Origin of the sequence: Paenibacillus chartarius, from assembly GCF_042432825.1 — a bacterium.
Classification (GTDB): domain Bacteria; phylum Bacillota; class Bacilli; order Paenibacillales; family NBRC-103111; genus Gordoniibacillus; species Gordoniibacillus chartarius.
Genome location: NZ_JBHLWN010000090.1, coordinates 77,080 through 100,495, shown reverse-complemented (window position 1 = coordinate 100,495; position 23,416 = coordinate 77,080). Strand labels below are relative to the sequence as shown.

At 56.0% G+C, this 23,416-nt stretch carries 27 protein-coding genes; 9 read left to right on the top strand and 18 right to left on the bottom strand.

Going from position 1 to position 23,416, the window contains the following annotated elements; translation table 11 throughout:
• The first annotated feature begins 7 nt into the window (after positions 1–7).
• Positions 8–91, top strand: coding sequence for an IS3 family transposase (locus tag ACFFK0_RS23440; protein WP_377472799.1), 84 nt, complete (start codon positions 8–10; stop codon positions 89–91).
• 120 nt (positions 92–211) lie between these two features.
• Here the strand turns inward: ACFFK0_RS23440 and ACFFK0_RS23435 are convergent, their stop codons facing one another.
• The 4 genes from ACFFK0_RS23435 to ACFFK0_RS23420 form a co-directional block, all read right to left on the bottom strand.
• On the bottom strand, positions 212–391 hold the full coding sequence (locus tag ACFFK0_RS23435) for a transglutaminase-like domain-containing protein (protein ID WP_377472794.1): 180 nt from the start codon (positions 389–391) through the stop codon (positions 212–214).
• 39 nt (positions 392–430) lie between these two features.
• Positions 431–604 carry a hypothetical protein gene (locus tag ACFFK0_RS23430; RefSeq protein WP_377472793.1) on the bottom strand — a complete coding sequence of 58 codons (174 nt, stop codon included), beginning with the start codon at positions 602–604 and terminating at the stop codon, positions 431–433.
• Positions 605–606: 2 nt separating this feature from the next.
• Complete coding sequence (locus ACFFK0_RS23425; protein WP_377472792.1) at positions 607–1,299, bottom strand: class D sortase; 693 nt, start codon at positions 1,297–1,299, stop codon at positions 607–609.
• Positions 1,300–1,684: 385 nt separating this feature from the next.
• The gene (locus tag ACFFK0_RS23420; protein WP_377472798.1) at positions 1,685–1,795 is read right to left on the bottom strand and encodes an MHYT domain-containing protein; all 111 of its coding nucleotides are present in this window, start codon (positions 1,793–1,795) and stop codon (positions 1,685–1,687) included.
• Between the two features lie 464 nt (positions 1,796–2,259).
• Here ACFFK0_RS23420 and ACFFK0_RS23415 point away from each other — a divergent pair, with 464 nt between their 5' ends.
• Together ACFFK0_RS23415 and ACFFK0_RS23410 are read left to right on the top strand one after the other, a co-directional pair.
• A complete protein-coding gene (locus ACFFK0_RS23415; RefSeq protein ID WP_377472791.1) occupies positions 2,260–2,931 on the top strand; it encodes a PilZ domain-containing protein in 672 nt (223 codons plus the stop codon).
• A 12-nt stretch (positions 2,932–2,943) separates the two neighbouring features.
• On the top strand, positions 2,944–3,750 hold the full coding sequence (locus tag ACFFK0_RS23410; protein WP_377472790.1) for an NAD kinase: 807 nt from the start codon (positions 2,944–2,946) through the stop codon (positions 3,748–3,750).
• Positions 3,751–3,849: 99 nt separating this feature from the next.
• Here ACFFK0_RS23410 and ACFFK0_RS23405 read toward each other — a convergent pair whose 3' ends face one another.
• Genes ACFFK0_RS23405 through lipA form a run of 3 tightly spaced genes read right to left on the bottom strand, consistent with a single transcriptional unit; the run spans position 3,850 to position 6,015 of the window.
• Positions 3,850–4,218: a response regulator gene (locus ACFFK0_RS23405; RefSeq protein ID WP_377472789.1), complete on the bottom strand. Its 369-nt coding sequence runs from the start codon at positions 4,216–4,218 to the stop codon at positions 3,850–3,852.
• 44 nt (positions 4,219–4,262) lie between these two features.
• The gene (locus ACFFK0_RS23400; protein ID WP_377472788.1) at positions 4,263–5,105 is read right to left on the bottom strand and encodes a YutD family protein; all 843 of its coding nucleotides are present in this window, start codon (positions 5,103–5,105) and stop codon (positions 4,263–4,265) included.
• Between the two features lie 25 nt (positions 5,106–5,130).
• Entirely contained in the window at positions 5,131–6,015 is an 885-nt protein-coding gene (gene lipA, locus ACFFK0_RS23395; protein ID WP_377472787.1) for a lipoyl synthase, read from the bottom strand.
• Positions 6,016–6,197: 182 nt separating this feature from the next.
• On the opposite strand from lipA, the gene larE reads away from it, so the two are divergent.
• Genes larE through larC form a run of 3 tightly spaced genes read left to right on the top strand, consistent with a single transcriptional unit; the run spans position 6,198 to position 9,106 of the window.
• Positions 6,198–7,061, top strand: coding sequence for an ATP-dependent sacrificial sulfur transferase LarE (larE, locus tag ACFFK0_RS23390; protein ID WP_377472786.1), 864 nt, complete (start codon positions 6,198–6,200; stop codon positions 7,059–7,061).
• Complete coding sequence (larB, locus tag ACFFK0_RS23385) at positions 7,058–7,894, top strand: nickel pincer cofactor biosynthesis protein LarB (RefSeq protein WP_377472785.1); 837 nt, start codon at positions 7,058–7,060, stop codon at positions 7,892–7,894. Before larE ends, larB begins: the two co-directional genes overlap by 4 nt.
• A gap of 3 nt (positions 7,895–7,897) precedes the next feature.
• Entirely contained in the window at positions 7,898–9,106 is a 1,209-nt protein-coding gene (gene larC / locus ACFFK0_RS23380) for a nickel pincer cofactor biosynthesis protein LarC (protein ID WP_377472784.1), read from the top strand.
• A gap of 398 nt (positions 9,107–9,504) precedes the next feature.
• Here the strand turns inward: larC and larC2 are convergent, their stop codons facing one another.
• Positions 9,505–10,008, bottom strand: a complete 504-nt coding sequence (larC2, locus tag ACFFK0_RS23375) for a nickel pincer cofactor biosynthesis protein LarC2 (RefSeq protein WP_377472782.1) — start codon at positions 10,006–10,008, stop codon at positions 9,505–9,507.
• Between the two features lie 130 nt (positions 10,009–10,138).
• Here larC2 and ACFFK0_RS23370 point away from each other — a divergent pair, with 130 nt between their 5' ends.
• Positions 10,139–11,221 (top strand): M23 family metallopeptidase, encoded by a 1,083-nt coding sequence (locus ACFFK0_RS23370; RefSeq protein ID WP_377472781.1) that lies wholly within the window; start codon positions 10,139–10,141, stop codon positions 11,219–11,221.
• 50 nt (positions 11,222–11,271) lie between these two features.
• On the opposite strand, the gene yunB is transcribed toward ACFFK0_RS23370, so the two are convergent.
• The 5 genes from yunB to ACFFK0_RS23345 form a co-directional block, all read right to left on the bottom strand.
• Positions 11,272–12,027, bottom strand: coding sequence for a sporulation protein YunB (yunB, locus tag ACFFK0_RS23365; RefSeq protein ID WP_377472780.1), 756 nt, complete (start codon positions 12,025–12,027; stop codon positions 11,272–11,274).
• Between the two features lie 401 nt (positions 12,028–12,428).
• Complete coding sequence (locus ACFFK0_RS23360; RefSeq protein ID WP_377472779.1) at positions 12,429–13,697, bottom strand: ATP-binding protein; 1,269 nt, start codon at positions 13,695–13,697, stop codon at positions 12,429–12,431.
• Between the two features lie 123 nt (positions 13,698–13,820).
• Positions 13,821–14,522, bottom strand: a complete 702-nt coding sequence (locus ACFFK0_RS23355) for a Na-translocating system protein MpsC family protein (protein WP_377472778.1) — start codon at positions 14,520–14,522, stop codon at positions 13,821–13,823.
• A gap of 185 nt (positions 14,523–14,707) precedes the next feature.
• A complete protein-coding gene (locus tag ACFFK0_RS23350) occupies positions 14,708–15,727 on the bottom strand; it encodes a Gfo/Idh/MocA family protein (RefSeq protein ID WP_377472777.1) in 1,020 nt (339 codons plus the stop codon).
• 109 nt (positions 15,728–15,836) lie between these two features.
• Positions 15,837–16,859: an RNA polymerase subunit sigma-24 gene (locus ACFFK0_RS23345; RefSeq protein ID WP_377472776.1), complete on the bottom strand. Its 1,023-nt coding sequence runs from the start codon at positions 16,857–16,859 to the stop codon at positions 15,837–15,839.
• A gap of 86 nt (positions 16,860–16,945) precedes the next feature.
• Between ACFFK0_RS23345 and ACFFK0_RS23340 the strand changes: the two genes are divergently transcribed.
• Together ACFFK0_RS23340 and bshB2 are read left to right on the top strand one after the other, a co-directional pair.
• Positions 16,946–17,290, top strand: a complete 345-nt coding sequence (locus ACFFK0_RS23340; protein WP_377472775.1) for a YojF family protein — start codon at positions 16,946–16,948, stop codon at positions 17,288–17,290.
• Between the two features lie 17 nt (positions 17,291–17,307).
• Positions 17,308–17,979 carry a bacillithiol biosynthesis deacetylase BshB2 gene (gene bshB2 / locus ACFFK0_RS23335; RefSeq protein ID WP_377472774.1) on the top strand — a complete coding sequence of 224 codons (672 nt, stop codon included), beginning with the start codon at positions 17,308–17,310 and terminating at the stop codon, positions 17,977–17,979.
• Here bshB2 and ACFFK0_RS23330 read toward each other — a convergent pair.
• From ACFFK0_RS23330 to ACFFK0_RS23310, 5 genes are all read right to left on the bottom strand, one after another.
• On the bottom strand, positions 17,955–18,758 hold the full coding sequence (locus tag ACFFK0_RS23330; protein ID WP_377472773.1) for a phosphodiester glycosidase family protein: 804 nt from the start codon (positions 18,756–18,758) through the stop codon (positions 17,955–17,957). The genes bshB2 and ACFFK0_RS23330 overlap by 25 nt on opposite strands.
• 147 nt (positions 18,759–18,905) lie before the next feature.
• Positions 18,906–19,805: a 4-hydroxy-tetrahydrodipicolinate synthase gene (gene dapA, locus ACFFK0_RS23325; RefSeq protein ID WP_377472772.1), complete on the bottom strand. Its 900-nt coding sequence runs from the start codon at positions 19,803–19,805 to the stop codon at positions 18,906–18,908.
• Complete coding sequence (gene pdxA, locus ACFFK0_RS23320; RefSeq protein WP_377472771.1) at positions 19,798–20,826, bottom strand: 4-hydroxythreonine-4-phosphate dehydrogenase PdxA; 1,029 nt, start codon at positions 20,824–20,826, stop codon at positions 19,798–19,800. The genes dapA and pdxA overlap by 8 nt, the downstream gene beginning before the upstream one ends.
• A 23-nt stretch (positions 20,827–20,849) precedes the next feature.
• The gene (locus ACFFK0_RS23315) at positions 20,850–22,145 is read right to left on the bottom strand and encodes a four-carbon acid sugar kinase family protein (protein WP_377472770.1); all 1,296 of its coding nucleotides are present in this window, start codon (positions 22,143–22,145) and stop codon (positions 20,850–20,852) included.
• A 16-nt stretch (positions 22,146–22,161) separates the two neighbouring features.
• The gene (locus ACFFK0_RS23310) at positions 22,162–23,346 is read right to left on the bottom strand and encodes an iron-containing alcohol dehydrogenase (protein ID WP_377472769.1); all 1,185 of its coding nucleotides are present in this window, start codon (positions 23,344–23,346) and stop codon (positions 22,162–22,164) included.
• Positions 23,347–23,416 lie beyond the last annotated feature (70 nt).

The window sequence follows — 23,416 nt, the reverse complement described above, 5'->3', positions numbered from 1 at the left end:
GGAGTTTATCCGGTTTTATAACGAAGAACGGATTCAATTGGAATTAAACAAGCTGACGCCGATAGAGTACCGACGCCAGCTCGCAGCCTAGGGCTTTTTTCAATGTCTACAAAATCGGGGCTTGACCAGGACGGCTGCAAGTTCTCTTCACTTTCATGCTATGATATTCATCAATAAGTTTTCACAACGGTGTAATCCGCTTCGTTCTTCTTCAACGGCGTCGCTGCTCCGCTCTGAACGAAGGCGGCGCATCGGATCTATACCCCATGACCAGCCGGGTCGGAATGCCTGCGCTTCTGGCCATGGCCGCGAACGTTGCCGCATAATCGTAACAGATGCCCTTCGAGTCATCGAATACTTGATCCAGGTTCGGGACGAATCCGGTTTCCACTGATAATTTTATATGTATTGCCCTCGACCAATTCCGCGATCAGACACTGTTGCTGCGGTTTCCAAGCTGCAGCGGATAATGAGCGCCGTCGGCCAGCGCGTAATCATACTTAACGTTATCCTTCGAAATTCTGACAATGGCTCTCTTGCCGGTACCGTTACGGGAGTTGAGCGTAATGATGCCCTTGGTATATATATGCCCTTGACTATCCATACTTAGGAATTGCTTTCTACAAGCTTTCCTTTCACGACAATCCGGTGCGTCGGATTGTCAATCGGATGGCAAGTAATGAGCGTGATTTCGCGGTCTTTGCCGTTTCCCTTCAGCACCCATACTTCCTCCGGAAGCACATACAGCTTGTCCTCCACCCGGTACGTATAAGTTTGGGCGCCGGTATCCACTTGAATGAGATCCCCGGCGGCGACTTCATCCAGCCGGTTAAAATTTTTCCCGTAGGTCCGGTTCCGGTGTCCCGCGATGGCATAGTTGCCGACCGCTCCGGCTTTAGCGGTGTTTGCGATGCTGGCGATCGAAATCTTCATATGCTCCATGGTGGCATCCGTCAGGATCGGAAGCTTCAGATCGATCTTGTCGATGGTCAAGATGCCTTCAACGTTATCGGGCATAGGCGCGAGGGCTGGGGCTGGGGCTGGCGCCGCTTGCGCGGGAACCGCCGCAGCCGGTAAAATCTCCGGCATCGCTGTGTTGTCGCTCGGCAGGGCCGCAGTGGGCTCCGAAGGCACTTCCGAATCCGCTACCCCCTGATCGATCGATCTCAGATTGTGTTCCCACTGCTTCAATATTTGCTGCTGCCGGTAGCTCTCGTACCGGTCGGCAATCGTCGGGTAGAGAAATATGCATAGCCCAGCCAATATACATACGGTCGATATCCATTTGCGGCTGTTCATAGAAAGCACCTGTCCTTCCCTTCCACACTCCGCCGTGCTCAAGCATCCATCGCAGCAAATTACTGTTCTTCATCGGTTTGCCGCAGAGAAATCCTTGCATCCCATGGCACTCGGAAATCTATATGCTCTTTATTCTGCACACCCTCGGCAATAACGTCCAGCTGCAGCTTTGCCGCCATAAGAACAATGGCATGAATGATAGCCCGTTTGCTCGGCGTCTCCATATCCTGAGTCATGGGCGATCCAATTTAAGCGCATCGATCAGAAATTCGGTCAAGCATCCCTGCTCCGGAAACGAATAAACAGAAACAGACGGCGTATGACACGGCTAATGCAACCAGCGCCGACAATCCCCACCAAACCGCCGATCCCGATATGATACCGGCTAATATATTTCCCATCGTAATATCAAGAAGGAGATCACACTGGCCGCCATGGAGAGCAGCGTGAGCCCAATGTCGTACTTTACATCCCCATGAAGATGAAACGCAAGCATGTCGATAAAATGCATAGCCATATCCCGCTTCCCATCACCAAAAAGCCGGCAAAAGCCGGCAGAAACGCGCTTGCCGCTGGTATCCGAAATTTTGGCTGCGATGCTTAACGCCGAATACGATGCTAGTACGGCGTTAACCGCCGAACGCGCAACAATATACTAGGTTTAACTCTCGTATATATACTTGCCGTATCTACCAATTCGTCATCCCTTCAGCAATAATAACACCACAACGAGTAGCAATGCCCCCCTCATCTTCGCACGAACAACTCTACAACTTCTCGACTTGATTTCTGTAAGATCGATAATGAAAGACGTCCTCCTGTCGCCGTGATATGATGGGAAGAACGAACTATCATCCTTTCAATTAAGTTTGAAATTTCCCCACTTTGACGGAAATGAAAATGTCCGTGCATTGTTTTATTGTCCCGAATTGATTATGATGTTGGGAGAAGGTGATACGATTGAATTGGAATCAAGCCTTGTCCCAAGGTATCGTTGCCCCGCACTCGGTTTGTCAGCTCATCATTGTCGGTGAAACGAAGGAAGGGCAGCCATTCTGTATGGAAAACGTGTTTACCGTGCAGAAGGTTACTTCCACTCATTTTACCGTATCTTTCGACTTTCAAGGAGTTAGTCCGTTTGAGAAACTGGACCACGTTTCCTTCATTGATTTGTCGTGCCGGGTTCGGGGTATCCTGTATTCAGCTTTTGTCGGGCTGGAACAGCTGGAAGTGAAGAAGAACGTCTGTACACTGCTGCTTACGGCGCCCAGCGAGCTTAGGTCGGAGCAAAGCAGGCGGCATTTGCGCGCCTCACTACCGGTACGTACGCCGGTTACCTGCCGCATCATGGGCGTACGCCGATTCGCAAGCCACCAAAGCGTAGCGTTTCATGGACAAATGCTCGATATTTCTTCCAGCGGCTTGTCGTTCGTGACGCAGGTACGGCTCTTTTACCCGCTCTATCTGGAGCTGCGCTTCCTGCTGCCGGGCGACCCGGAGCCTTATACGGTCTACGGGGAAGTTGTACGCGTCTCCCATTTCAGCAGCGATCTATACCGCGTCGCTGTCGAGCTCCGAAGCTTAAGCGATTCGCTTACGAGGCGGATCGATGAATATTGCATGAACGAGTAGGAGGTACTCTTGTTGAAATACACGGTCGTACAACGCGGCGACGAAGTGTCCAAGCAGCTTACCGAACGGTTCCACCAGCTTGTGCAAGGCTACGGACTTATCCTCGACGAACAATCGCCGGATCTTGTGCTGTCGATCGGAGGCGACGGCACGATGCTGCAGGCGTTCCACAAATACGTCGGGCAGCTCAACCGGATCGCCTTTGTCGGCATTCACACCGGACACCTCGGTTTTTTTGCCGACTGGAAGCCCGATGAGATCGAGAAGCTGGCGGAGATGATGCGGCTGCAGGTAGGGAATGCGGATATTCCGGTCGTCTCCTACCCGCTGCTGGAAATTCAGACGATTACGGAATCCGGCATGGAGACGAGTCTTGCCCTCAATGAGTTTACGCTTAAGGGCGTAGAGGAGACGCTTGTCGCCCAGCTGAATATTAACGACGAAATGTTCGAGATGTTTCGCGGCGACGGCATATGCATTTCGACCCCGATGGGCAGTACAGCCTACAACAAAAGTCTGGGCGGCGCCATGGTCCATCCTTCGATCGAAGCGATTCAGATGGCGGAAATCGCCTCCATCAACAACCGCGTATATCGTACGCTGGGCTCTTCGGTCATCCTGCCGAAGCATCATCACTGCGACATTTACCCGAGGACGAAGCAGCATATGCTGCTGTCGCTCGACCACCTGTACGTGCAGCGCGGAGACGTCGTTTCGATCCGCTGTCGCGTATCGCCCGATGCGAAGGTCCGTTTCGCCCGCTTCCGGCCGTTCCCGTTCTGGAGCCGAGTTCGCGAAGCGTTCATCGCTACCAATTGAGACTTGCCCGATCAGTTCCACTCCAATAAAGAAGGCAGCCCGCCTGTTGCTTACCGCAACGTAGGCGCGACTGCCTTTTCGCCGTTTCCATAGTCCAGCTTACATTCGCTGGCCGAGCACATTCTGGATGGACTCCATAACGCGATGTTTAATGAGCGGCTTCACGATGAAATCTTTCGCGCCCGCCTGAATCGCATCCAGCACCATCCGATGCTGCCCCATCGCCGAACACATGATGATGCGGGCAGCCGGGTCAAACTCGATGATATGGGTTACCGCCGTAATTCCGTTCATATCGGGCATGGTGATGTCCATGGTCACGACATCGGGCCGGCATTCCGTATACAGCTTGACCGCTTCGGCTCCGTTTGGAGCCTCGGCAACGACCTCATGGCCCATCTCCGTGACGATATGACGAATCATGGTGCGCATGAACACGGCGTCGTCAACGATCATTACTTTTGCCATGGAGCGTCACCTGCCTTCATATAATGAAAACGTAATTATGCCATTTAAGAAGGGCGGCCCGACGGATTTGGCGCAGCCGGCTGCTTGCCCTGCTGCCCGTGGTGCTGCTTCGGATGGTGCTGCCGCTGTCCTTGCGGGCGCTGCCCTTGCTGCGGGCGCTGTCCCTGCTGACCGCCCGGCGTATGTTCGCGCCCTTGTCCTTGCGACGATACGTTAGCCTTCTGTCCTTGAGACAATCCGGCGCCCTGCGCCCGGAGACCGCCCTGCTGCCCTTGACCGTCCCGCGGTCCATGCCGTCCGCCTTGGTGCTGTCCCTGACCTCTGCCTCCCTGGTGAACTTGCCCGGAGCCGTGCTGGCGCTGCCCCTGACCTCCACGCTGCTGCTGGCGCCCTCCGCCATGACGCTCGGCCCGCTCGCCCTGTCCGTGCTGCTGTCCGCCTCCCTGCTGCTCTCCCTGCGCTGCATTGTCCTTCTGCGGGCGGGGGGCGCGTTCAGCAGGAGGCTGGGAACGGATCGTATACTTCGGCATATCCTCTTTCGCCGCCGTCGTCTCTTCACGCAAAGACGCTTCGCTTACATACGGGTCCTGTTCGCCGCCGTCCGTTTGATTTTTGTTCGGGATCCGTTCGATAATGAAATAAGCACAGCCGAAATTGCAGTATTCGTTCAAATAATCTTGCAGAACGGCGATGGAGCTTTCTTTGGTCGCGCGCGGGCTGTTTTCCTTGAAGAAGCCGCGCAGTCTCAATTGACTGTAGCCCCAGTCGCCGACGATATAGTCGTACCGGTCGAGTACCTCACTATAGCGCTCGCGAAACACCTCTTGATTCCAGCCGTTCTTATGATCGGTGATAAGCTCGTATGCCTTGCCGCCAATGAGAATCATAGGTTTGCAGGTGCCTCCTTCTGCGTTAGCCGTTCGGCGCCAGTGCGGCCGATTGAACCTGCTCGTGAGCGTGGTAGGAGCTGCGCACGAGAGGTCCGGATTCCACGTGGCGGAAGCCGCGCTTCAAGCCTTCTTCCTTCAGCTGTGCGAACTGCTCGGGCGTGTAATAAGCAAGCACCGGAAGATGCTGCTTTGTCGGCTGCAAATACTGGCCAATCGTTAAAATGTTGCAATCCACCTTACGCAAATCATCCATCGTCTGCAAAATTTCGTCCCACTCCTCGCCGACGCCGACCATCAGGCTCGACTTCGTGGAAATTGCGGGGTTGATTTCCTTCGACCGCTGCAGCAGCTCCAAAGACCGGCTGTATTTGGCCTTGGAACGCACCCGGTCGGACAGCCGCTCCACCGTCTCTACGTTGTGGTTCAAAATATCCGGCTTCGCCGCAAGCACCGTCTCGAGAGATTCGCGGCGGCCGAGGAAATCCGGAATCAGCACCTCTACGCCGCAGAACGGCAGCCGAGCGCGGAGCGCTTGAATGGTCGCGGCAAAAATCGACGCCCCGCCGTCCTCCAAATCATCGCGAGCTACCGACGTTACGACGCAGTGGCGCAGCCCCATCTGCTCCGCCGCTTCGGCGACGCGTTCCGGCTCCTGGAGGTCGAGCTCCGTCGGCAGTCCCGTCGTCACCGCGCAGAAGCGGCAGGCCCGGGTGCAAATGTTGCCGAGAATCATAAAGGTCGCCGTGCGGTTCGCCCAGCATTCATGCAGGTTCGGGCATTTCGCCTCCTCGCAGACGGTATGCAGCGTCTTGCCGCGCATCATCTGCTTCAGCTCTTTGTAATTGTCATTCGGGTTCAATTGTATTTTAAGCCATTCCGGCTTGCGCAAATAAGTCTTGGAGGCCATATGCAAGGTCCGCCTTTATATGAAGTAGTCGATTTTCATCATTATATCACGATTCTCTTCCGAATGCTCACCCTGTCCAGGCTTTGCCGCGATGACGTTCGGCGGAGTCATGCACACGTTCAACATTTATGTTACACTGGGAAAGAAATCGCATTCCTGAGCTGGAGGGGATAGACTTGGTAATGGAAACGATCAGTAACGACGTCCGGGAGAAAGACCGGCGTCTTGGCGATATTTTGCGGGGAATGGGCCGTGTTCTTGTGGCGTTCTCCGGAGGTGTGGACAGCACGTTTGTGCTGAAGCGGGCGCAGCAGGAGCTGGGCGACGCTGTTTTGGCGGTGACAGCCGCTTCCGAAACTTTCCCTACCCGGGAATTCGACGCGGCGGTCAAGCTGGCGGAAGATTTCGGCGTGCGGCTGCACAAGACCGAAGTAAAAGAGCTTGAGAACGCGAACTTCGTAGCCAACAATCCGGACCGCTGCTACCACTGCAAAACCGGACTATACACGCATTTGCGCGACATCGCTGCGGAGCTCGGCTACCCGTTCATCCTCGACGGCTCGAACGTCGACGATCTGGGCGACTACCGTCCGGGCCTGCAGGCGAAGAACGAGCAGGGCGTGCGCAGCGTGCTCCAGGAAGCGGGCCTGACGAAGGACGAAATCCGCGCCTTGTCCAAGGAGCTCGGACTGCCGACCTGGAACAAGCCGTCGTTCGCGTGCTTGTCGTCGCGCATTCCATACGGTACCAAGATCGAGCGCTGGAAAATCGATCAGCTCGACGAAGGCGAAGCCTTCCTCGCCGAGCTCGGATTCTACCAGGTGCGGGTACGCCATCATGATAAAATCGCCCGGATCGAAGTAATGCCCGATGAAATGCTGAAAGTCATCGAGCTTAGCGACCGGATTCACGAGAAGTTCAAGTCGCTCGGCTTTCAATATGTAACGCTTGATTTGCAAGGCTACCGGACAGGGAGCATGAATGAAGTGCTGTCCGCCGCCACGAAAGCGGCCGGCACGGCGGCGGGGAGTGCAGCCGGAGTATGAGCGTAAACGGTGGAGCTTCGTCATGTTCGTCTGCTGAGCTGGAGCGGCTGCTTCGTGATGTTCGGGGCGGTGCTGTAGATGTGGAAGAAGCGCTGCGGCGTATCGCCTCTATGCAAGAGGGCGACCGCGAAGCGCGCGGTTTGATGTCGCAGGAGGTCGCCGACCTCGGCTACGCTCAGCTCGATCTGGGGCGGCAGCGGCGCACGGGCTTCCCCGAGGTGATTTACGGGGAAGGCAAGAGCGCCGAGCAGCTGGTCGGCATCTTCCGGCGCCTGACGGAAAACGCCGATCGCGTACTGGCAACCCGGGTATCCGCCGATAAAGCCGCGGCCGTGCTGGCGGAAGTCCCGGGCGCAACCTACGAGTCGATCGCACGCTGCGTCACCTGGTTCCGTGAGCCGAACGTTCCTCTTCATGACGGCTACATTGCGGTCGTCTGCGCGGGGACGTCGGATTTGCCCGTTGCCGAGGAAGCGGCCGTGACGATTGCATGCATGGGCTCGCGCGTCGAGAAGGTGTACGACGTCGGCGTAGCCGGCATTCACCGGCTGCTCCGGCGGCTGCCCGTCATCCGCGAAGCGAATGCGATCGTAGTCGTCGCCGGCATGGAAGGCGCACTCGCCAGCGTCGTCGGCGGGCTCGTCTCCAAGCCGGTCATCGCCGTTCCGACGAGCATCGGCTACGGCGCTTCGTTCGGAGGCTTGTCGGCTCTGCTGACCATGCTCAATTCATGCGCTACCGGCGTAACCGTCGTCAATATCGACAACGGCTTCGGAGCCGGTTACAGCGCCGCTGTCATTAATCAGAATCGTACCAAAGGAGCCGAGAGTTAATATATGCGTATCTTGTATTTCGATTGTTTCTCCGGCATTAGCGGCGATATGTCGCTCGCCGCACTGGTCGATGCCGGAGCCGATGCGTCCTATATCGAACAAGAGCTGGGCAAGCTGCAATCGATCGAACCGTTCACGCTGGAATGGAAGCGTGTCAATAAACGCGGCATCTCGGCGATGAAGCTCGATGTACATATCGATCCGGAGCATCCGCCTACGCATCACCGCCATTACAGCGAAATCGTCCGCATGATCGAGAAGGCCGGCTTTAGCCAGCGCGCTACCGCCTTGGCGCTGGCGATCTTCGAGAAGATCGGCACGGCGGAAGGGAAGATTCATGGCTTGCCGCTGGATCGGGTGCATTTTCACGAGGTCGGTGCGATCGATTCGATTGCCGATGTCATCGGCGTAGCACTGGCGATCGACTCGCTGGACGTAGAGCGGATCGTCTCGTCTCCGGTGCCGCTCGGCTCCGGTACGGTGCACTGCGATCACGGGATTTATCCGGTTCCCGCACCGGCAACGCTGGAGATGATGAAAGGCTTGCCGATCGCTCCGACACCGTATCAGAAAGAAATGACGACGCCGACGGGTGCCGGCATCATTGCCGCCGTTGTCGACGAATTTTCAAAAGGATTCCCGCCGATGATCGTCGAATCGATCGGCTACGGCGCCGGCACACGGGACCTGCCGAACCAGCCGAACGTGCTGCGTGTCGTCGTCGGACGTTCCGATCCGCTGCTGGCCAAATGGCAGCTGCACCATGAGCATGTGCATGAAGGGCACGAGCACCACCATCATCACGGGGATGACGGGCACCATCATCATGGCGAGCATGGGCACCATCACGGTGAGCATGAGCACCATCACGGTGAGCATAGTCATCATCATGGCGAGCACGGGCACCACCACGGTGAGCATGAGCACCATCATCACGGTGATGACGGGCATGAGCATCACCATCATGGAGAGCATGAGCACGGTCATCACCGTCACATCGAGCCGCGCAAGGTGCGCATCTCCGGATTCGGCGCCGTACGTTCACAAAGAGCTATCGTCCGGGAGAGCGCCGTTCACGAACATTCGCATAGCAACGGCCATCGACACAGTAACGGGCACGACCATGAGCATGCCCACGATCATGGGCACGACCACGACCATGAGCATAAACACGGGGATAACCATGGACACGACCATGTGCACAAGCACTGACACGACAATCTTTAAGATAGATCAGCGACTGGCGCATCGATTGCATCGCATTCGGTCGCTCATCATGTGATTAGCCTATTATTCCACAATGAAAAACCTAGCGTCCTTCACAAACGGCGCTAGTTTTTTTATGCTTTGAGTTACTTTGTGCAAGTTAGCGGGGGCTGGCACCGAGGCGCCACAACCGCACATGACCGCCCATTCCGGGCCGTCCTACCGGCACTAAGGCGCCACAACCGCTCAAGACGGCCCGATTCGGGCCGTCTCCTCGGCATAATCCGCCACAGCGATGACTGGCTGCCCAGTTTCGCACGATCTTAGCATGTTGTCGTGGCCGCAGCACTACGAAAAAACCTTCCAAACCATGATGCTCATGAGTTGGAAGGTTCATCGTGTTCTCAAAGCCCGCTCGTCCGGTCAAACCGGCGCCGCACCTCATCGTACACATCCTTGAGCGGCACCCCGTGCTCGCGCGCGGCCCGTTCGCATTCGGCGAATTCCGGAGCGAATTGGGTCAAGCGGCCGTCCTGGTAGCCTGCCTTCACCGTAATCGTCCCCCACTTTGTCTCGACCGGGAAAAACCGCCGCGCCAACCGATGGCACGTAACCTGCATATAGCGCAGTCCAATCGTCGTCGTTTCGGCAAAAACAACCTTCTCGATCGCCTGCAGCTTGTCCTCCGCCGTCAGCACATTGAGCATGACGCCGGGGCGGCCTTTTTTCATAATGATCGGAATCCAAAAAACATCGTTCGCACCCGCTTCAAACAATCGCTCCCCTACATAAGAGCACCACTCGGGATTCATATCGTCGATATTCGCCTGCAGCATAACCATCCCGGCATCGAGATGCTCGTCGGGATGATGAAACCCGCTTCTCGGCGCCGTTTCATGCTCATTCATGCACCGTCCCCTCCTATCCCCCAAAGTGTATCACGCCCCCGCATAAATGAAAACAATCCGCCTCTGTTGGCATAAAATCGTCCTTTGGAACTCAACCTAAATATACATTTGTGAGGAAGGACGAGGGAACATGAGATCGTTTCGCCAAGTTGTCCGCACTATGCTTACGAACGGTCCAAAGCTGCTGCTGACCGGCGCCGCCGTGTTCGTTGCCGGAGCGTTAGAGCCGGTGTCTACCGCATCAGCGGCAGCCGAGCCTGCGGCATCGGCGGTACCCGCGGCTTCCGCCGCCCCCAAAGACATCTATAAGGAACGCATGCAAATGTTCGAAATGGCCGGCACCATCACCGGCATCCCTTGGTATGAGCTTGCGGCCGTCGATCAGTATGAACGGGCGATGGGCAGGGTCCGCAAGCTGCCAACGGCGTCGAGCTCCATTGCGATTCATTTTAGCGAGGTGGACTGGGCCGGGGCGCTCAATCCGAACCTCCAGGATACAAGCCCGGCTTCCATCGCATTGTTTCGCGGCGTCGGCAGGGACGGCGACGGCGACGGTCAGGCTAATCGGCTGAATGACGTGGACCGCCTGTCCGCCATGGCCGCCCTTATGGTGAAGCAGGGGCTTTCGGCGGATGACCGGCGGCGGTCGCTGTGGAATTACTACCAGAACGACCGTTCGGTCGAGCGGATCGGCCAATTTGCGCGCATTTACCAGCAGTTCGGCCGTCTTGACCTACATGAGCAAGCTTTCGTGATGCCGCTGAACGCAGAGTATTCGTATCGCAGCACGTGGGGAGCCAAGCGGGGCTGGGGCGGCAGGCGCATTCACGAAGGTACGGATGTGTTCGCGTCTCACGGTGTTCCGGTTCGCAGCGCCTGCTACGGCATTGTCGAAGTGAAGGGCTGGAACCCGTATGGGGGCTGGCGAGTCGGTATTCGCGACTTGAACAACGTCTATTACTATTTCGCCCATCTATCCGGATTTCCAAAGGAACTGAAGCTCGGCAAAGTCGTCAAGCCAGGCGAGGTGCTGGGCTGGGTAGGGAGCACGGGCTACGGCAGGCCCGGCACGTCCGGCAAATTCCCGCCGCACTTGCACTTCGGGATGTACCGCGACAACGGCTACAGCGACTGGTCGTTCGACCCTTATTCGTATTTGCGCAAATGGGAACGCGAGGAGCGCCGGCGGGCAAACGCCGAACGTTCGAAATGAAGATGCCATGACGCTACAGGACAACGTCTTCCCTCGCTCGCAGCCGGACCTCAGTTCTTCGGCGGCAGCTCATCTGCACCGTCCCCCTGCGCTGTGGGCAGTGCAGGCAGCGAAAGCGAGGGCGGCGGAACTTCGCTGCCGACCGGCTTCCCGGTGTTGTCGAAGTAGTACATCGGTACGTCGCCGACAACGAGAGAATAGGAAACGGGCAGCTCGGTCTCGACGATCTCCGGCTCGGAATCAAACGGGATGATGACGTTCACTTCGACGACGATACGCAAAAATACCTCAACCAGGATCATGTTAATTCCCGCGTTCTTATACCTTGTCTGCAGATCGACCTTGGCGACCCCCGCAGGGGTAAGCTTCACGGGAATGTCCGGTCCGAACGATGCCAGAATGGCGCTGCCCATCGCCTGACCGAGCGGTACATGCTCCGGCTTCTCCTGCAGTCCGGACATAATGGCCTGCACCGTCTTCGTCGTGTCGGACGTGATACGCATATGTTCGGCATAGTTCAGCGTCAGCCCCGTCGTTTTCCCGTTCTTATCCGTCTTCCACTCCATCAGCTTGGTAAAGTCGGTTTGCTGCGAAATACGGCCGGCGACCGCCGTATTAATCGTCTCTGTGGCAATTTGGCGCATGCGGATTTTGGCAACGTGCATCAGCGGCTCCTTCATATTGCGTTCGACGAAAATAAACCCTTGCACGGTAAACAGCAGCGTGAGCAGTCCAACGATCAGCCAGCTGCGCATCCGGTTCTTTTTCCCGGACGGCCGGCTCTTCCAGCCTCGTCTGTTCAGCATTCCGATCCCTCCGTGAAGCGGTATGTCGACTCGTCCTGATCTTCTTACAAGCTATGCTCGCTCCAGGCAAAAAAGAAGGAGAAGGTCCCGCACGCAGCATCGGCAGCCGGTAAAGCCAAGGTGCATATGCCCGGAAAATGTCGCCGCGCTGAGACCGTGCCTGCCGCTCCCCTGAACAACAAAAAACCTCAAGCTCTAAAGGCCTGAGGTCGTGGTGTTTAGACTACGCTTGGCATTCCGTCTGTGTCCGATGACCGCAGACGCCCGCTGCGGCCGCCGGCGAAATGGTCAAGGCTGAACTTCAGCGGCATTCGGCCTACTTGGCTTCCTTCCCTTAACCCCCGCCCCTTGCCGTCAATAAATTCCTATACTTGGCATACGATTTCCGCCGTCTCCGTCGATTATGTGCCGCCGGGGGCCGCCGGGAGCAAAATATAGGCGGTAGTTCCTTCACCGCGAACGCTGGCGTATTCCAGCTTGCCGCCCATCGCTTCGATGACGCGGAATGCAACCATCGTACCGAGACCGGTGCCCCGTTCTTTTGTCGTATAGTACGTGGTCCCCAGCCGCCGCAGCTGCTCGGGCGTCATGCCCTCGCCGTTATCCGCCACTTCAATAACGATATACTCTTTGCGCAAATAGCTGCGGATCCGGACTTCACCGTTCTCTTGAACGGCTTCGATCGCATTTTTCACCAAATTCATAACGACCTGACCCAGCTTAACGCTGTCGTTGTACGTCTTAAGGCCAATCTGCAGATCGAGCAGCAGCGACACTCCCCGCATAGCGGCGAATGAATGCATTAACGACGCGATACCGCTCAGCTTTTCCTTCAGATCGATCGTTTCGAGCCGTTCCACTTGAGGCTTCGCGAGGCTCAAATAATCGCTGATGATGAACTCCGCCCGGTCAAGCTCGGAGATGGCCGTATCCATGTAGCCGGTTACTTTCGGATCGACGGACGACTTCGCAAGCTGCAGAAACCCGCGTACTACAGTAAGCGGATTGCGCACCTCGTGCGTAACCGAAGCGGCAAGCTCGCTGACGGCCACCAGCTGTTCCGTTCGTTGCAGGCTTGAGCGCAGCTTCGCAATTTCCACGAGATGCTCGATCATAAATACGGCAAGCAGCGTCAACGCAAGCTGAAGTCCCCCCGCCAAGGCGAATAGTCCGGCGTATTGCGGGAACACGGACAGTTTACCGATATAGGTTAGATAAAATACCATATTCAGCATCACATACACAAAGGCCAGCATCGCTGCCCCTGCGCTGATCCCGTAACGCTGGAGCCTCGACAGGCTGCGAAAGCGCGCGGCGAGCATAAGAGGAACGATCATCGTCAATACTGCGCCGACCAGCGAAAACATGGCCGCAGGTCCGCCCAAGTACGTGCGGAATACGATGGACATGACCACGCTGATGATCCCGGCCGGATAGCCGCCGTAGAGCGTGGCGATCATGATCGGAATCCAGCGAAAATCCCACTGGAAGCCTTCTGCAAACTGCAGCGGAAAGCTCATACACAATACGGACGCTAGCCCGCTGAGCAGTCCGATATAGACGGAATAGCGCCGATGCAGCGCAAAATGGTTCGACCGCAGAAACACGATTTGGATCGTCAAGATCGGCAGCAGGATCGTTAATACTTGGAGCATTAAATCCTTAAACATGGCGGATTCTCCTTATATTCTCCGGCAATTACGCAAGAGAAAAGCCCAAACGAAGGCCGCTGTCCGCAGCTTCGCTTGGGCTTATGATTTAGCGCAACCTCTAAATGCATTAAACCGAATTCACTATGGAGTCCATGGCTTGAGAATAAACACCATGACGCTTTTATCCAGCTGGAAGTCCCAATCCACGAAAATATCGAAGATGCGGGTACGCAGCATCCCTTCCAAAGCCGCGTTATTATGCAAATACTTTTTTTCGAGAATGCGCTTCGTGCTCTTCAAAATTCTTTCATAGCCTTGCCGGATAAGCTCCTTCTCAATGGCGATGAGAACACCGTCGCGGAATACAAGAAGCGTCCTTTCGTTCAGAAGAACCGCCCTCAAATTCTCCGGGGGTTTCTGCACCTGAGTGCTGATTCGAGCGATTTCGGCGAGCAGCTCCGTCTTGCCGGGGAAAGGCTCGTCCGGGATGCCGTCTCCCGTATCCAGCGCATGAGATTCTACCCCGACCATGACGCCGGAGCCGTTATGCAAGCCCCAGTCGTAGTAAAACTCGTGGATCTCCATGCCGGCGATGACTTGGATGAACGCTTTGATCTCCGGAATCAGCTTGTCCATAATGACGGCTCGGGTCTGAAATACGGTGTCTTCTTTCTGCTGATCGATAAGAACATGCTCCATCGGATTCAGGAACTGCCTCATCTGGATCACAATAATCGGCCGCTTGATACTGATATGCAGGGACTGCGGTCCTTTCCCGAACGTATCTCGCAGCAGCTTGCCGATGTGTCCGGACAAAGCCGAATTGATTTGTGCATTCTCCACGTTGAACCCTCATTAAAGACGAAAGCGTGCTTTCTCTCGTCCATGTATAATCTTATTACAGGAACCCGGAAACAACAACACCTATTGTAAAATAGGCACTGTAATTATTTGCGGGATGTGAGATTTTTATGCAAAAAGAGGCAAGAAACCCCGGCCGGGCTTCTTGCCTTTGCTTGCTTGCTTGCTTATAGCGAAACCGTTCTCCCGGTTTCCTGCGACTCGAACGCCGCCAAAATAACGCGCAGCGACTTGAGCCCTTCTTCGCCGGGGATGCTCGGCGGCGTGCGGGTTACGATCGAATCGACGAATGCGTCGATGACGCCGCTGGACAATTGCTTCTCGTTCGTTGCGATCGCACCGACCTTATAGCGCTCAACGGTGCCGTTGCGCAGCTCTACGATCACTTGATCGTCCGGATGCGTACCGATCTTCATAACCCCGTTCTCGCACCAGAGCACCGTGCTGTTGTCTTCGCCCTTGTAGTACGTCCAGCTCGCCACCAGCGTACCGATCGCGCCGCTCTTCATGCGCAGCACACAGGTCGCGTTGTCGTCGACGTCCGTCCCTTCCTTGTGCAGCGTGCCGATGAAGGCCGCAACGTCCGCCACTTCGTCTTCGAGCAAATAGCGGATAAGATCGGACTTGTGAACGCCGAGATCGCCCATGGCGCCCATGATCGCTTCTTCCTTGCGGAAGAACCAGCTTTCTCTGCCGTCCACGCTCCAGCCTTCCGGTCCCGGATGGCCGAACGAGGTGCGGAACGTCATTACTTTGCCGAGCGCGCCCGATTGCAAAATTTCTTTCGCCTTCACATGCGGAGGCATAAGACGCTGGTTGTGGCCGACCATCAAATAGACGTTGTTGCGCTTTGCCGCTTCGATCATCGCTTCGCATTCTTCCACAGATGCAGCCATCGGCTTCTCCACCAGCACATGCGCGCCGGCATTTGCAGCGGCGATCGATGCCGGGGCGTGCAGCGCATTCGGCAGGCAGACGCTTACGGCGTCCGGCTTCACTTCCGCCAGCATCGTCTCGTAATCTCTGTATGCTTTGCCGCCGTGCGTGTTCGCGTAATGCTCCGCTCTTTCCAGCACCGAATCCACGAAGGCGACCAGCTCAACCTGATTGTTAGCGGCGTATTCCGGGATATGGCGGTGCTTCGAAATGGATCCGCAGCCGATTACCGCTACGCGAATTTTACTCATCGTTCGTCATCGCTCCTTTGCGGGATAAGCCCGCCTCTTCTCGATACTATCATAAACAATTCAGTTAGGAATAAACATATCCGATTTGATGAAAACCTGCACGATCTGGCTATGTTCGTACAAGCGTCCGCCGCGAAGGGTCGTAACGCCACGGCACGTCCCCGCCGGCTTCGGCACGAAGGTGAATTCCGCCGAGCCAGCGGTCATACCCGAGCAAGCGAACCGCATCGCATTCGCCGCGAAGCACCTGTCGCCCTGCTGCGGTCAGGCTGACGGGCCGCTTCATCATGTGCGGGTCCGTCTCGTACCCGGGAAGCCGGCCCATGTCCGAACCTTCCCAGGCGATCAGCGCCTCCGCCTTCCCGCTCCCGCACAGTCTCCGCAGGTACCCCCAGTACTGGACATCCCCCATGCCGTACAGCGGGTGCCGCTTGCCGACCCGAACGAACAGGTCCTGCATCGGCAGGGGGCCATACGTCTCCAAGGTCTCGAGCGTAGTCGCTTCGACCGCCCCAAGGCCGCGGCCGGTGTCGGGAAAGCGGCTCAAGTGAAAGGCGAGCGCATCCTGCGCGAACGGAAGCTCGGTCCATAGAAGCTCTTCCTTGAGCAGCGCCACAATCGCATCCGGCTCCCCGCCGGCATAAGCGGCCCACACGCGACGGCCAAGGTCGAGCGCAGCGCCGCCGATCTCCTTCCAGCAGCCGAACAGCGACGCGAGCTGCTCCGCGCTCAGCATGCCGAATCCTTCAAAGCCGGGAACTCCCGGGAACTCGCCGATGGACATGACGCTCAGCTTTGTCCCGCCCTTATCGCATTCTGCGAAATAGTGAAGCAGAAACCAAAGGATCGTCTGGTCGAACAAGTCGTGCTCAAACCAAAGCACGAGCTCCTCGTAGGCGGTGAACCGGTCAAGCCTGTCCTTCTGCTCCCTGCCATGACGGGCGAAGAGCTCCGCCGGAATGCCGAGCTCGCGCTCGAGCCGGTTCGCCCGCAATTGAACGAGCCGCTCATATTCCGGTGCGGCTACAGCCGGGCCTTCGGTCAGAAGCTCGCGCCAGACGAGAATGTCGCCTTCAAGTCCCCCCTGCCTCAACTTCCTCTCCACCAAATCTCCGTTAACGATATGGAGCATGCCTGCACTGCCTTTCCACGATAAAGTTGGTGCCGGTTCTAGGGATGTGTATAATGAGAGTAACATGCACGAGAGGAGAAAGAAACATGGAGCGCATCGATCCGCAAGCCGTGCAGCGCATCCTTCAATCGCTCAAGGAGCAGGATGTGTACATCAGCTTGGAAATGACGACAGGCGCCTATGCGGCGCATTCGGACAGCACGAAGTTTACCGCTTCGACCTTTATGAAGAACGGACGGTTCCGCTTCTCGCAGGGCTCGATCTCCGGCAGCGGCCCGTACCGGATCGGCTTGCAGACGGATACCGGCTGGGTGTATGCCGAGGGCTTGACGCACTGGGAGCAAAGCGAGCAGGACCGCCTGATCGCAGCCGGCCACGACGGCGAGGGCAAGCTGATCGTCGGGCTGCTCGTAGGCCGGGAGCCATTTTAACGAAAAGAGGTGCAGCAATGAAGCAGCAGAATCAACATCAGCGCGTTCTCGTCGTACTGCCGCATCCCGATGACGAATGCTCGGTCTCGGGATCGCTGGCCCGTTATATCGATGAGGGCGCGGAAATCACATACGCCTGCCTGACTCTTGGAGAGATGGGGCGCAATATGGGCAATCCTCCGTTTGCCAATCGGGTAACGCTTCCGCTGATCCGCCGTGAGGAGCTGATCGCCTCATGCCGCAGCATCGGCATTCAAGACTTGCGCATGCTCGGCTATCATGACAAAACGGTCGAATTCGCCGATCAGGACAAGCTTGACGCGGACCTGCTGGCGATCATCGAAGACGTGAAGCCGACGCTGATCCATACGTTCTACCCGGGCTACAGCGTTCACCCCGACCATGACGCTACAGGAGCGGCCGTCATCCGGGTGCTGGAGCGGCTGCCGGTCGGGCAGCGGCCGGAAGTGCGCTGCGTCGCCTTCTCCAAGGGCTGCGAGGAAGCGCTCGGCCCGCCGGACATCGTTGCCGACGTCACCCCGTACCTGAAGCAGAAGGGCGGGTCGTTCCAGGCGCACCGATCGCAATTTTATTTGTTCTTCGGAACCAAACCGCTCGATCATCCGGAAGTCGTAGCCCGGCTCAGCACGGAACGGTTCTGGACTTATTCCTTCACGGCAAGCATTTGATAGACGGGCCGGCTGTCTCCCTTGACGAGCACCGGCCCGTATTTCATCTGGGAAGAGCCGTCCCCGTCCAGGAAAATCCCATCGACGAGCCGTCCTCGCCCGACCTTCTCTTTAATCGCGGCACGGAACTCCGGGACCGTGCAAGGCGTGTCCGAGACGATCAGCCATAGGTTCTGGTCGCGGTCATAGGCGACGGCGGAGCGAAGCCGCTTCTGATCGAAGGCGGGCATCAGCTCCTCCAGTGCAATCCGCTCCCACTGCCCGTCGTCCTGCAGCGTCATGCTTACGCCGCCTTGCGCCCAGTAGCGGCTGCGGCTCGCCACGACAATCTCGTCCGCGCTAAGCACGCTCTGCACCGACAGCTTGCGGGCCGCTTCGTCCCAGACCAGCGTTCCTTTCTTCGTGTCGACATTATACCAGCCCGATCCGTAGTCGCCGGGTGCTCCCTTAAGCGGCTGATCGCCGCGGACGGCAATGCTGATCAAATCCCCGTTGTAGAAAAATCCCCCGTTAATGCCGTTCATTCCGGTTTCCGTCACATTCGTGGCGATCTTCTTCAGCTCGATCCGGTCCGGCGTCGAACGAATAACATTCATGGCGATTCCGCCCGAGGACACGACCTTGACGTACGTCTCGTCCCGCTCGGGTGCAGCGGCATGCACGTCCCAGTAAGGACGCAGGCCGACGACAGGAATGGCACAGCCGAAGGCGAATGCCGCCGCCACCCAGACCGCCTGCCACCCCTGCGCTCTCCTTTTTCCGGCTCGCTTCACTCTCATCGATTCTATTCATCCTTTGCTCATAGACTCATAGAAGGAAGATATGCGGCTATTGCTAGATTTATGAGCAAAGCTTCGTGAGCATGAGAAAAAGCCTGAACTTTAGATAAGATCGTGCATGGTGAACTCGATATGTTGCAGCTACTTTTATCGTAAATGGATAACGCCCTCTTCAACATACTGCCGAATCAAGCGAACCAGCTCCTGCCTCGTTTGTTCGGATATCGCTTCAACGGGCAATCTTGCCGGCCCGGCCGGCAATCCTATGAGATTCATGGCTTCCTTCAGCACAGATGGCAGGGTTCCCCAGCTCATGGCCGCCCGAAGCGGTTTCAGCAGGTCTTGTGCTTGTTGAGCCTCGTGGAAGCGGCCCGACTTCCAGTTCTCATAAATCGCAACCACCGTCTCGGGAAGCACATTCGCGGTTGCCGCGATCGCTCCTTTCCCGCCGGCCATTAAGGTCGGTAAAATTAAGGAATCCGTACCTGCCAGCACCGAGAAATCCGAATCGGTCTGATCCGCATACTGTAAAATATTATCGAAGCTGCCGCTGCTATCCTTAATCCCAACGATATTCGGTATTTTGGATAATTTTGCCACGGTGCCGGGCTGCAGGCTGTTGCCGGTGCGGGCCGGAATGTTGTATAGCACAATGGGCAGGACCGTCGACTCCGCTATTTTTTCATAATGCAGCATAAGCTCTTTTTGCGTAAAATTGAGAAAGTAGGGGGTTATGACCGATAATGCAGCTACGCCGATTCCTTCGAATTTTTTCGCGAGCTGTATGGTTTCCGCCGTACTCACGCACCCGGCCCCCGCATAGACAGGAATTCTTCCCTTCACCTCATCGACCGCAATTTCCATAATTCGGACCTTCTCATCAAAGGATAACGAGAAAAATTCTCCGTTGGTCCCCAAATAAAATAACCCATGAACCCCTGACGCGATCGCCCTATTCACGAATTGTCGAAGCGCGTGTTCATGAATCGCCCCATCTTCTGTAAAAGGGGTGACCATGGCCGGGATGATACCTTCAGGTTTAAGCATTCCGTCTTGCCTCCTCCGGAATCGGTTGCTTGGGAGCTAATTCTACCGCCATGCGAATCGCCGCCAGCATACTGCGGTCATCCGCCATATTTTTCCCGGCAATATCAAACGCAGTGCCGTGGTCCACCGACGTCCGGATCATTCCTCCCTTTAAACCGACGGTGATATTGACACCTGCTTCCAAGCCAAGCACCTTGATCGGTCCATGCCCCTGATCGTGATAGCAGGCAACTACGATATCGAAATCCCCCCGAACCGCACGGTAAAATAGGGTGTCCGCCGGATACGGACCAGTGACCTGTATGCCTTCCGCTTGCGCTTTCTGAATTCCCGGCTCCAATTTTTCTTCTTCCTCCCCGCTGCCAAACAACCCGTTTTCCCCGGCGTGCGGATTGATCCCGCATACGGCAATCCTGGGACTGGAATATCCGGCACGGGTCAAGGTTTCATGGGCCAGCTTGATGACCGTATAGGTTCGTTCCGGATTGATCATCTCAACGGCCTGAATGAGCCCGACATGAGTGGTTAGATGGATCACTTTCAGCTTTGGCGAAGACAGCATCATCGAATAGTCTTCCGTACCTGTCAGCGCCGCCAATATTTCCGTATGGCCCGGATACATATGCCCTCCTTTGTGCAGGGCTTCCTTGTTTAAAGGCGCTGTGCAAATGGCATGAATCTTGTTTTCCTGCGCAAGCTCTACGGATTTAGCGATAAAATGAAAGGCGGCATTTCCCGCAGCCGCAGAAATTTGGCCGACAGGCAAATCGGCAGGCAGCAAATCCAAATCCAAGCAATCGATCGTACCGAAGCTATACCTGGCTTCTTCTATGTTTTGCAGCGAATGAATAACAACAGCAGCCCCTGTAATTTGTATCGCTCGCTCCAGAATTTTTTTATCGCCAATTACCAAAGGACGGCACTGTTCATAGAGCTCCGGATTGGCCAGCGCCTTAACAATAATTTCCGGTCCGATGCCTGCGGCATCCCCCATCGTAATTCCTATGATCGGTTTCAGCATATCTGATTGTCCTTCCTTTGATTTTATTCCGCGCTGCCGTGACTCAATTTCTTCAAAGATTTGACCAGCGCGGTTTCTGACCCGAAGCTGCCGGCTTTCGTAATGACATAAGCTCCTTGCTGCGATTCGATTCTGCCGAGGGGAATCCCCGGCTCCACTTCATCCAGAAGCTCAATATCCACGGCATCGAGCCGGTTCAATAACCGCTTCGCGGTGTCCCCGCCGGCAAGGACCATCCGGCCGATGCCCTCACTATGAATCAGTTGAAAGGCTGCCCTACCTAAGCAATCGGCGATGACATTGCTGACCCCGACGGCATCCATACCTTGCTTGTTTCCTGTTTGCACGGCCTGTTCAATATCCAGAGGATCTCCTGAGGAATACAGTGCGATATGGTTTCCGCCTGCTAATGCGCCTCTTGCTTCCTCATAAACGCGAATCCATTCCGCTTCCCTCGTCCTTTCGTCAGCCACCGCGAGATGGGAATGCAGCTTAATGCCGGTTACGTTCGGCTCACTCAAGACAAGCTGCAGCTGCTTACGCGCTACGCGACTGACGCTGCCAACGACCAGCAATACGGGGGAATCGCTTGGGCTGAGAGGGAAGGAACGCTCTGTTCTTTGCATGCCATAGGCCGAGGGCAGCACATTGGCGAGTCCGGCGGAACCGGCCCAAACAACCGAATATCGAGTTCCGATCAAGAGCCCGGCCATAGCTTGCAGTTCTCCGTCTTCCGCCGCATCCACAAGCAAGTAATGCGTGCCTTCGCTTTTGAATTGCGCTAGCTTGCTATGAAGATAGTCAGGGCCATAAGATAGCTCGCGAGAAGAAATATGCCCGACCCTCCTCTTGGACTGCTCTTCAATCAGCCGAGGGAGGAACGATTCCTTCACTGCCGTTTTCGGATCATGGCCTACCTCGGTTTCATGCACCAGCTTGCCGTTCACATAAAGATAGCCTTCGATAACCTGTCTTCCCATCGCCGGGTAAGCCGGAGCAATCACCGCGAAGTCGGGTCGGCAAACATCGTAAATCGCATTCACCTCGGCCCCTACATTCCCCCTCATCGTAGAGTCGATTTTCTTGAACATCACATAGGAATTTGCGCTGTGCAGGAATTCCGAAATCTCTTTGACCTTTCGGTAGGCTTCATCCTGCGGCAGCGAGCGGCTGTCGGTATCGAACACGACGGCATCCCTTTCCTCAAGGGAATGGCTCTTCGCACCGATCAAGACCGCCGTCCTGAGACCGAAGCGCGTCAGCTGGACTCCGCTGTCATTAGCCCCGGTCAAATCATCGGCAATAATCGCAAATTTCACTTGGCCTCAGCCTCCTCTACTTAGGCAGGAGCTTCTTATACACATCCTGAATATGATCCAGGCTCATGGCTTTGGGATTATTGTTCAATAGACGGGTAACCTTGGATGCCGCTTGAGCCAGAGCCTCCACATCCGCTTCGGTCACACCGTATTCGGCCAGATTTTGCGGAATCTGCAATTCTTTAATCCATTCGGATATGCGAGTAAGCACGAAATCTGCCGCTTGGCTTGCGGTCATGGAGACGTCGTGCCGGAAGCCCATTGCTTGCGCTACATTAGTCAATCGATTTGAAATCGCATCCAAATTGAACTCGGTAACATGGGGCAGGAGCATCGAATTGGCGACCCCATGGGGAATATGGAACTTTCCGCCAAGCGGATAAGCCAGTGCGTGAACGGCCGCCGTACCTGCACCGGTCAGAGCCATTCCGCCATACATCGATCCGAGCAGCATGTTTTCCCTTGCTTCTATAGAGCCCCCGTCCTGATAGGCCTCTACGATGCTTCGAGAGATCCTGCGGATCGATTCCATGGCAAACATGTCGCTAATCGGGTTAGCCTTGTTGGAGATAAACGATTCGAAAGCATGCGTAAAAGCATCCATCCCGGTGGCGGCGGTGATCTGTTTGGGCAGCTGCAAGGTTAACATCGGATCCAGGATCGCCAGCTGGGGCAGCAAATAACGGCTGATAATACCGACCTTCAGCTCTTCCTCCGGCAATGTCACAATTGCATTCGGAGTCACCTCGGAGCCCGTCCCGGAAGTAGTCGGAATTAATACGAGGGGTACGCCGCGGCGGGGGATCAGATCTGTACCGAGCATTTCGCGAAGAGGCTTCTCGTTGGTCTTCATAACGGACAAGATTTTGGCCGCATCCAGTATGCTCCCGCCCCCGAGTCCAATGAGGGCATCAAAGTGCTCGCCGGCAATTGAAGAAAATAATTGTTCAATATTTCCTATTGTGGGCTCTTGGACAACCCCCTTCAGCACTTGCAAGGAGATGCCCGCTGAGTTTAGCTGCAGCGTAAGCTCATCAACAACGCCAAGGCTTTCCATAGCCGAACCGGTAACCAATAAAGCAGAACGAATCTCGCCCATCATTTGAAGCCGATCTCGCAGCGTGGTAATAGAATGCCTTCCTGCAATAATGGAAGCTGCCGATTGAAACGCATAGGTCTGGATCGCTGCATAATTGCTCAAAGCCATTTCCTCCCATTGAAATGATGTATACATCATATAACGAGAAAGAGATGTTCTCAATACAAATATT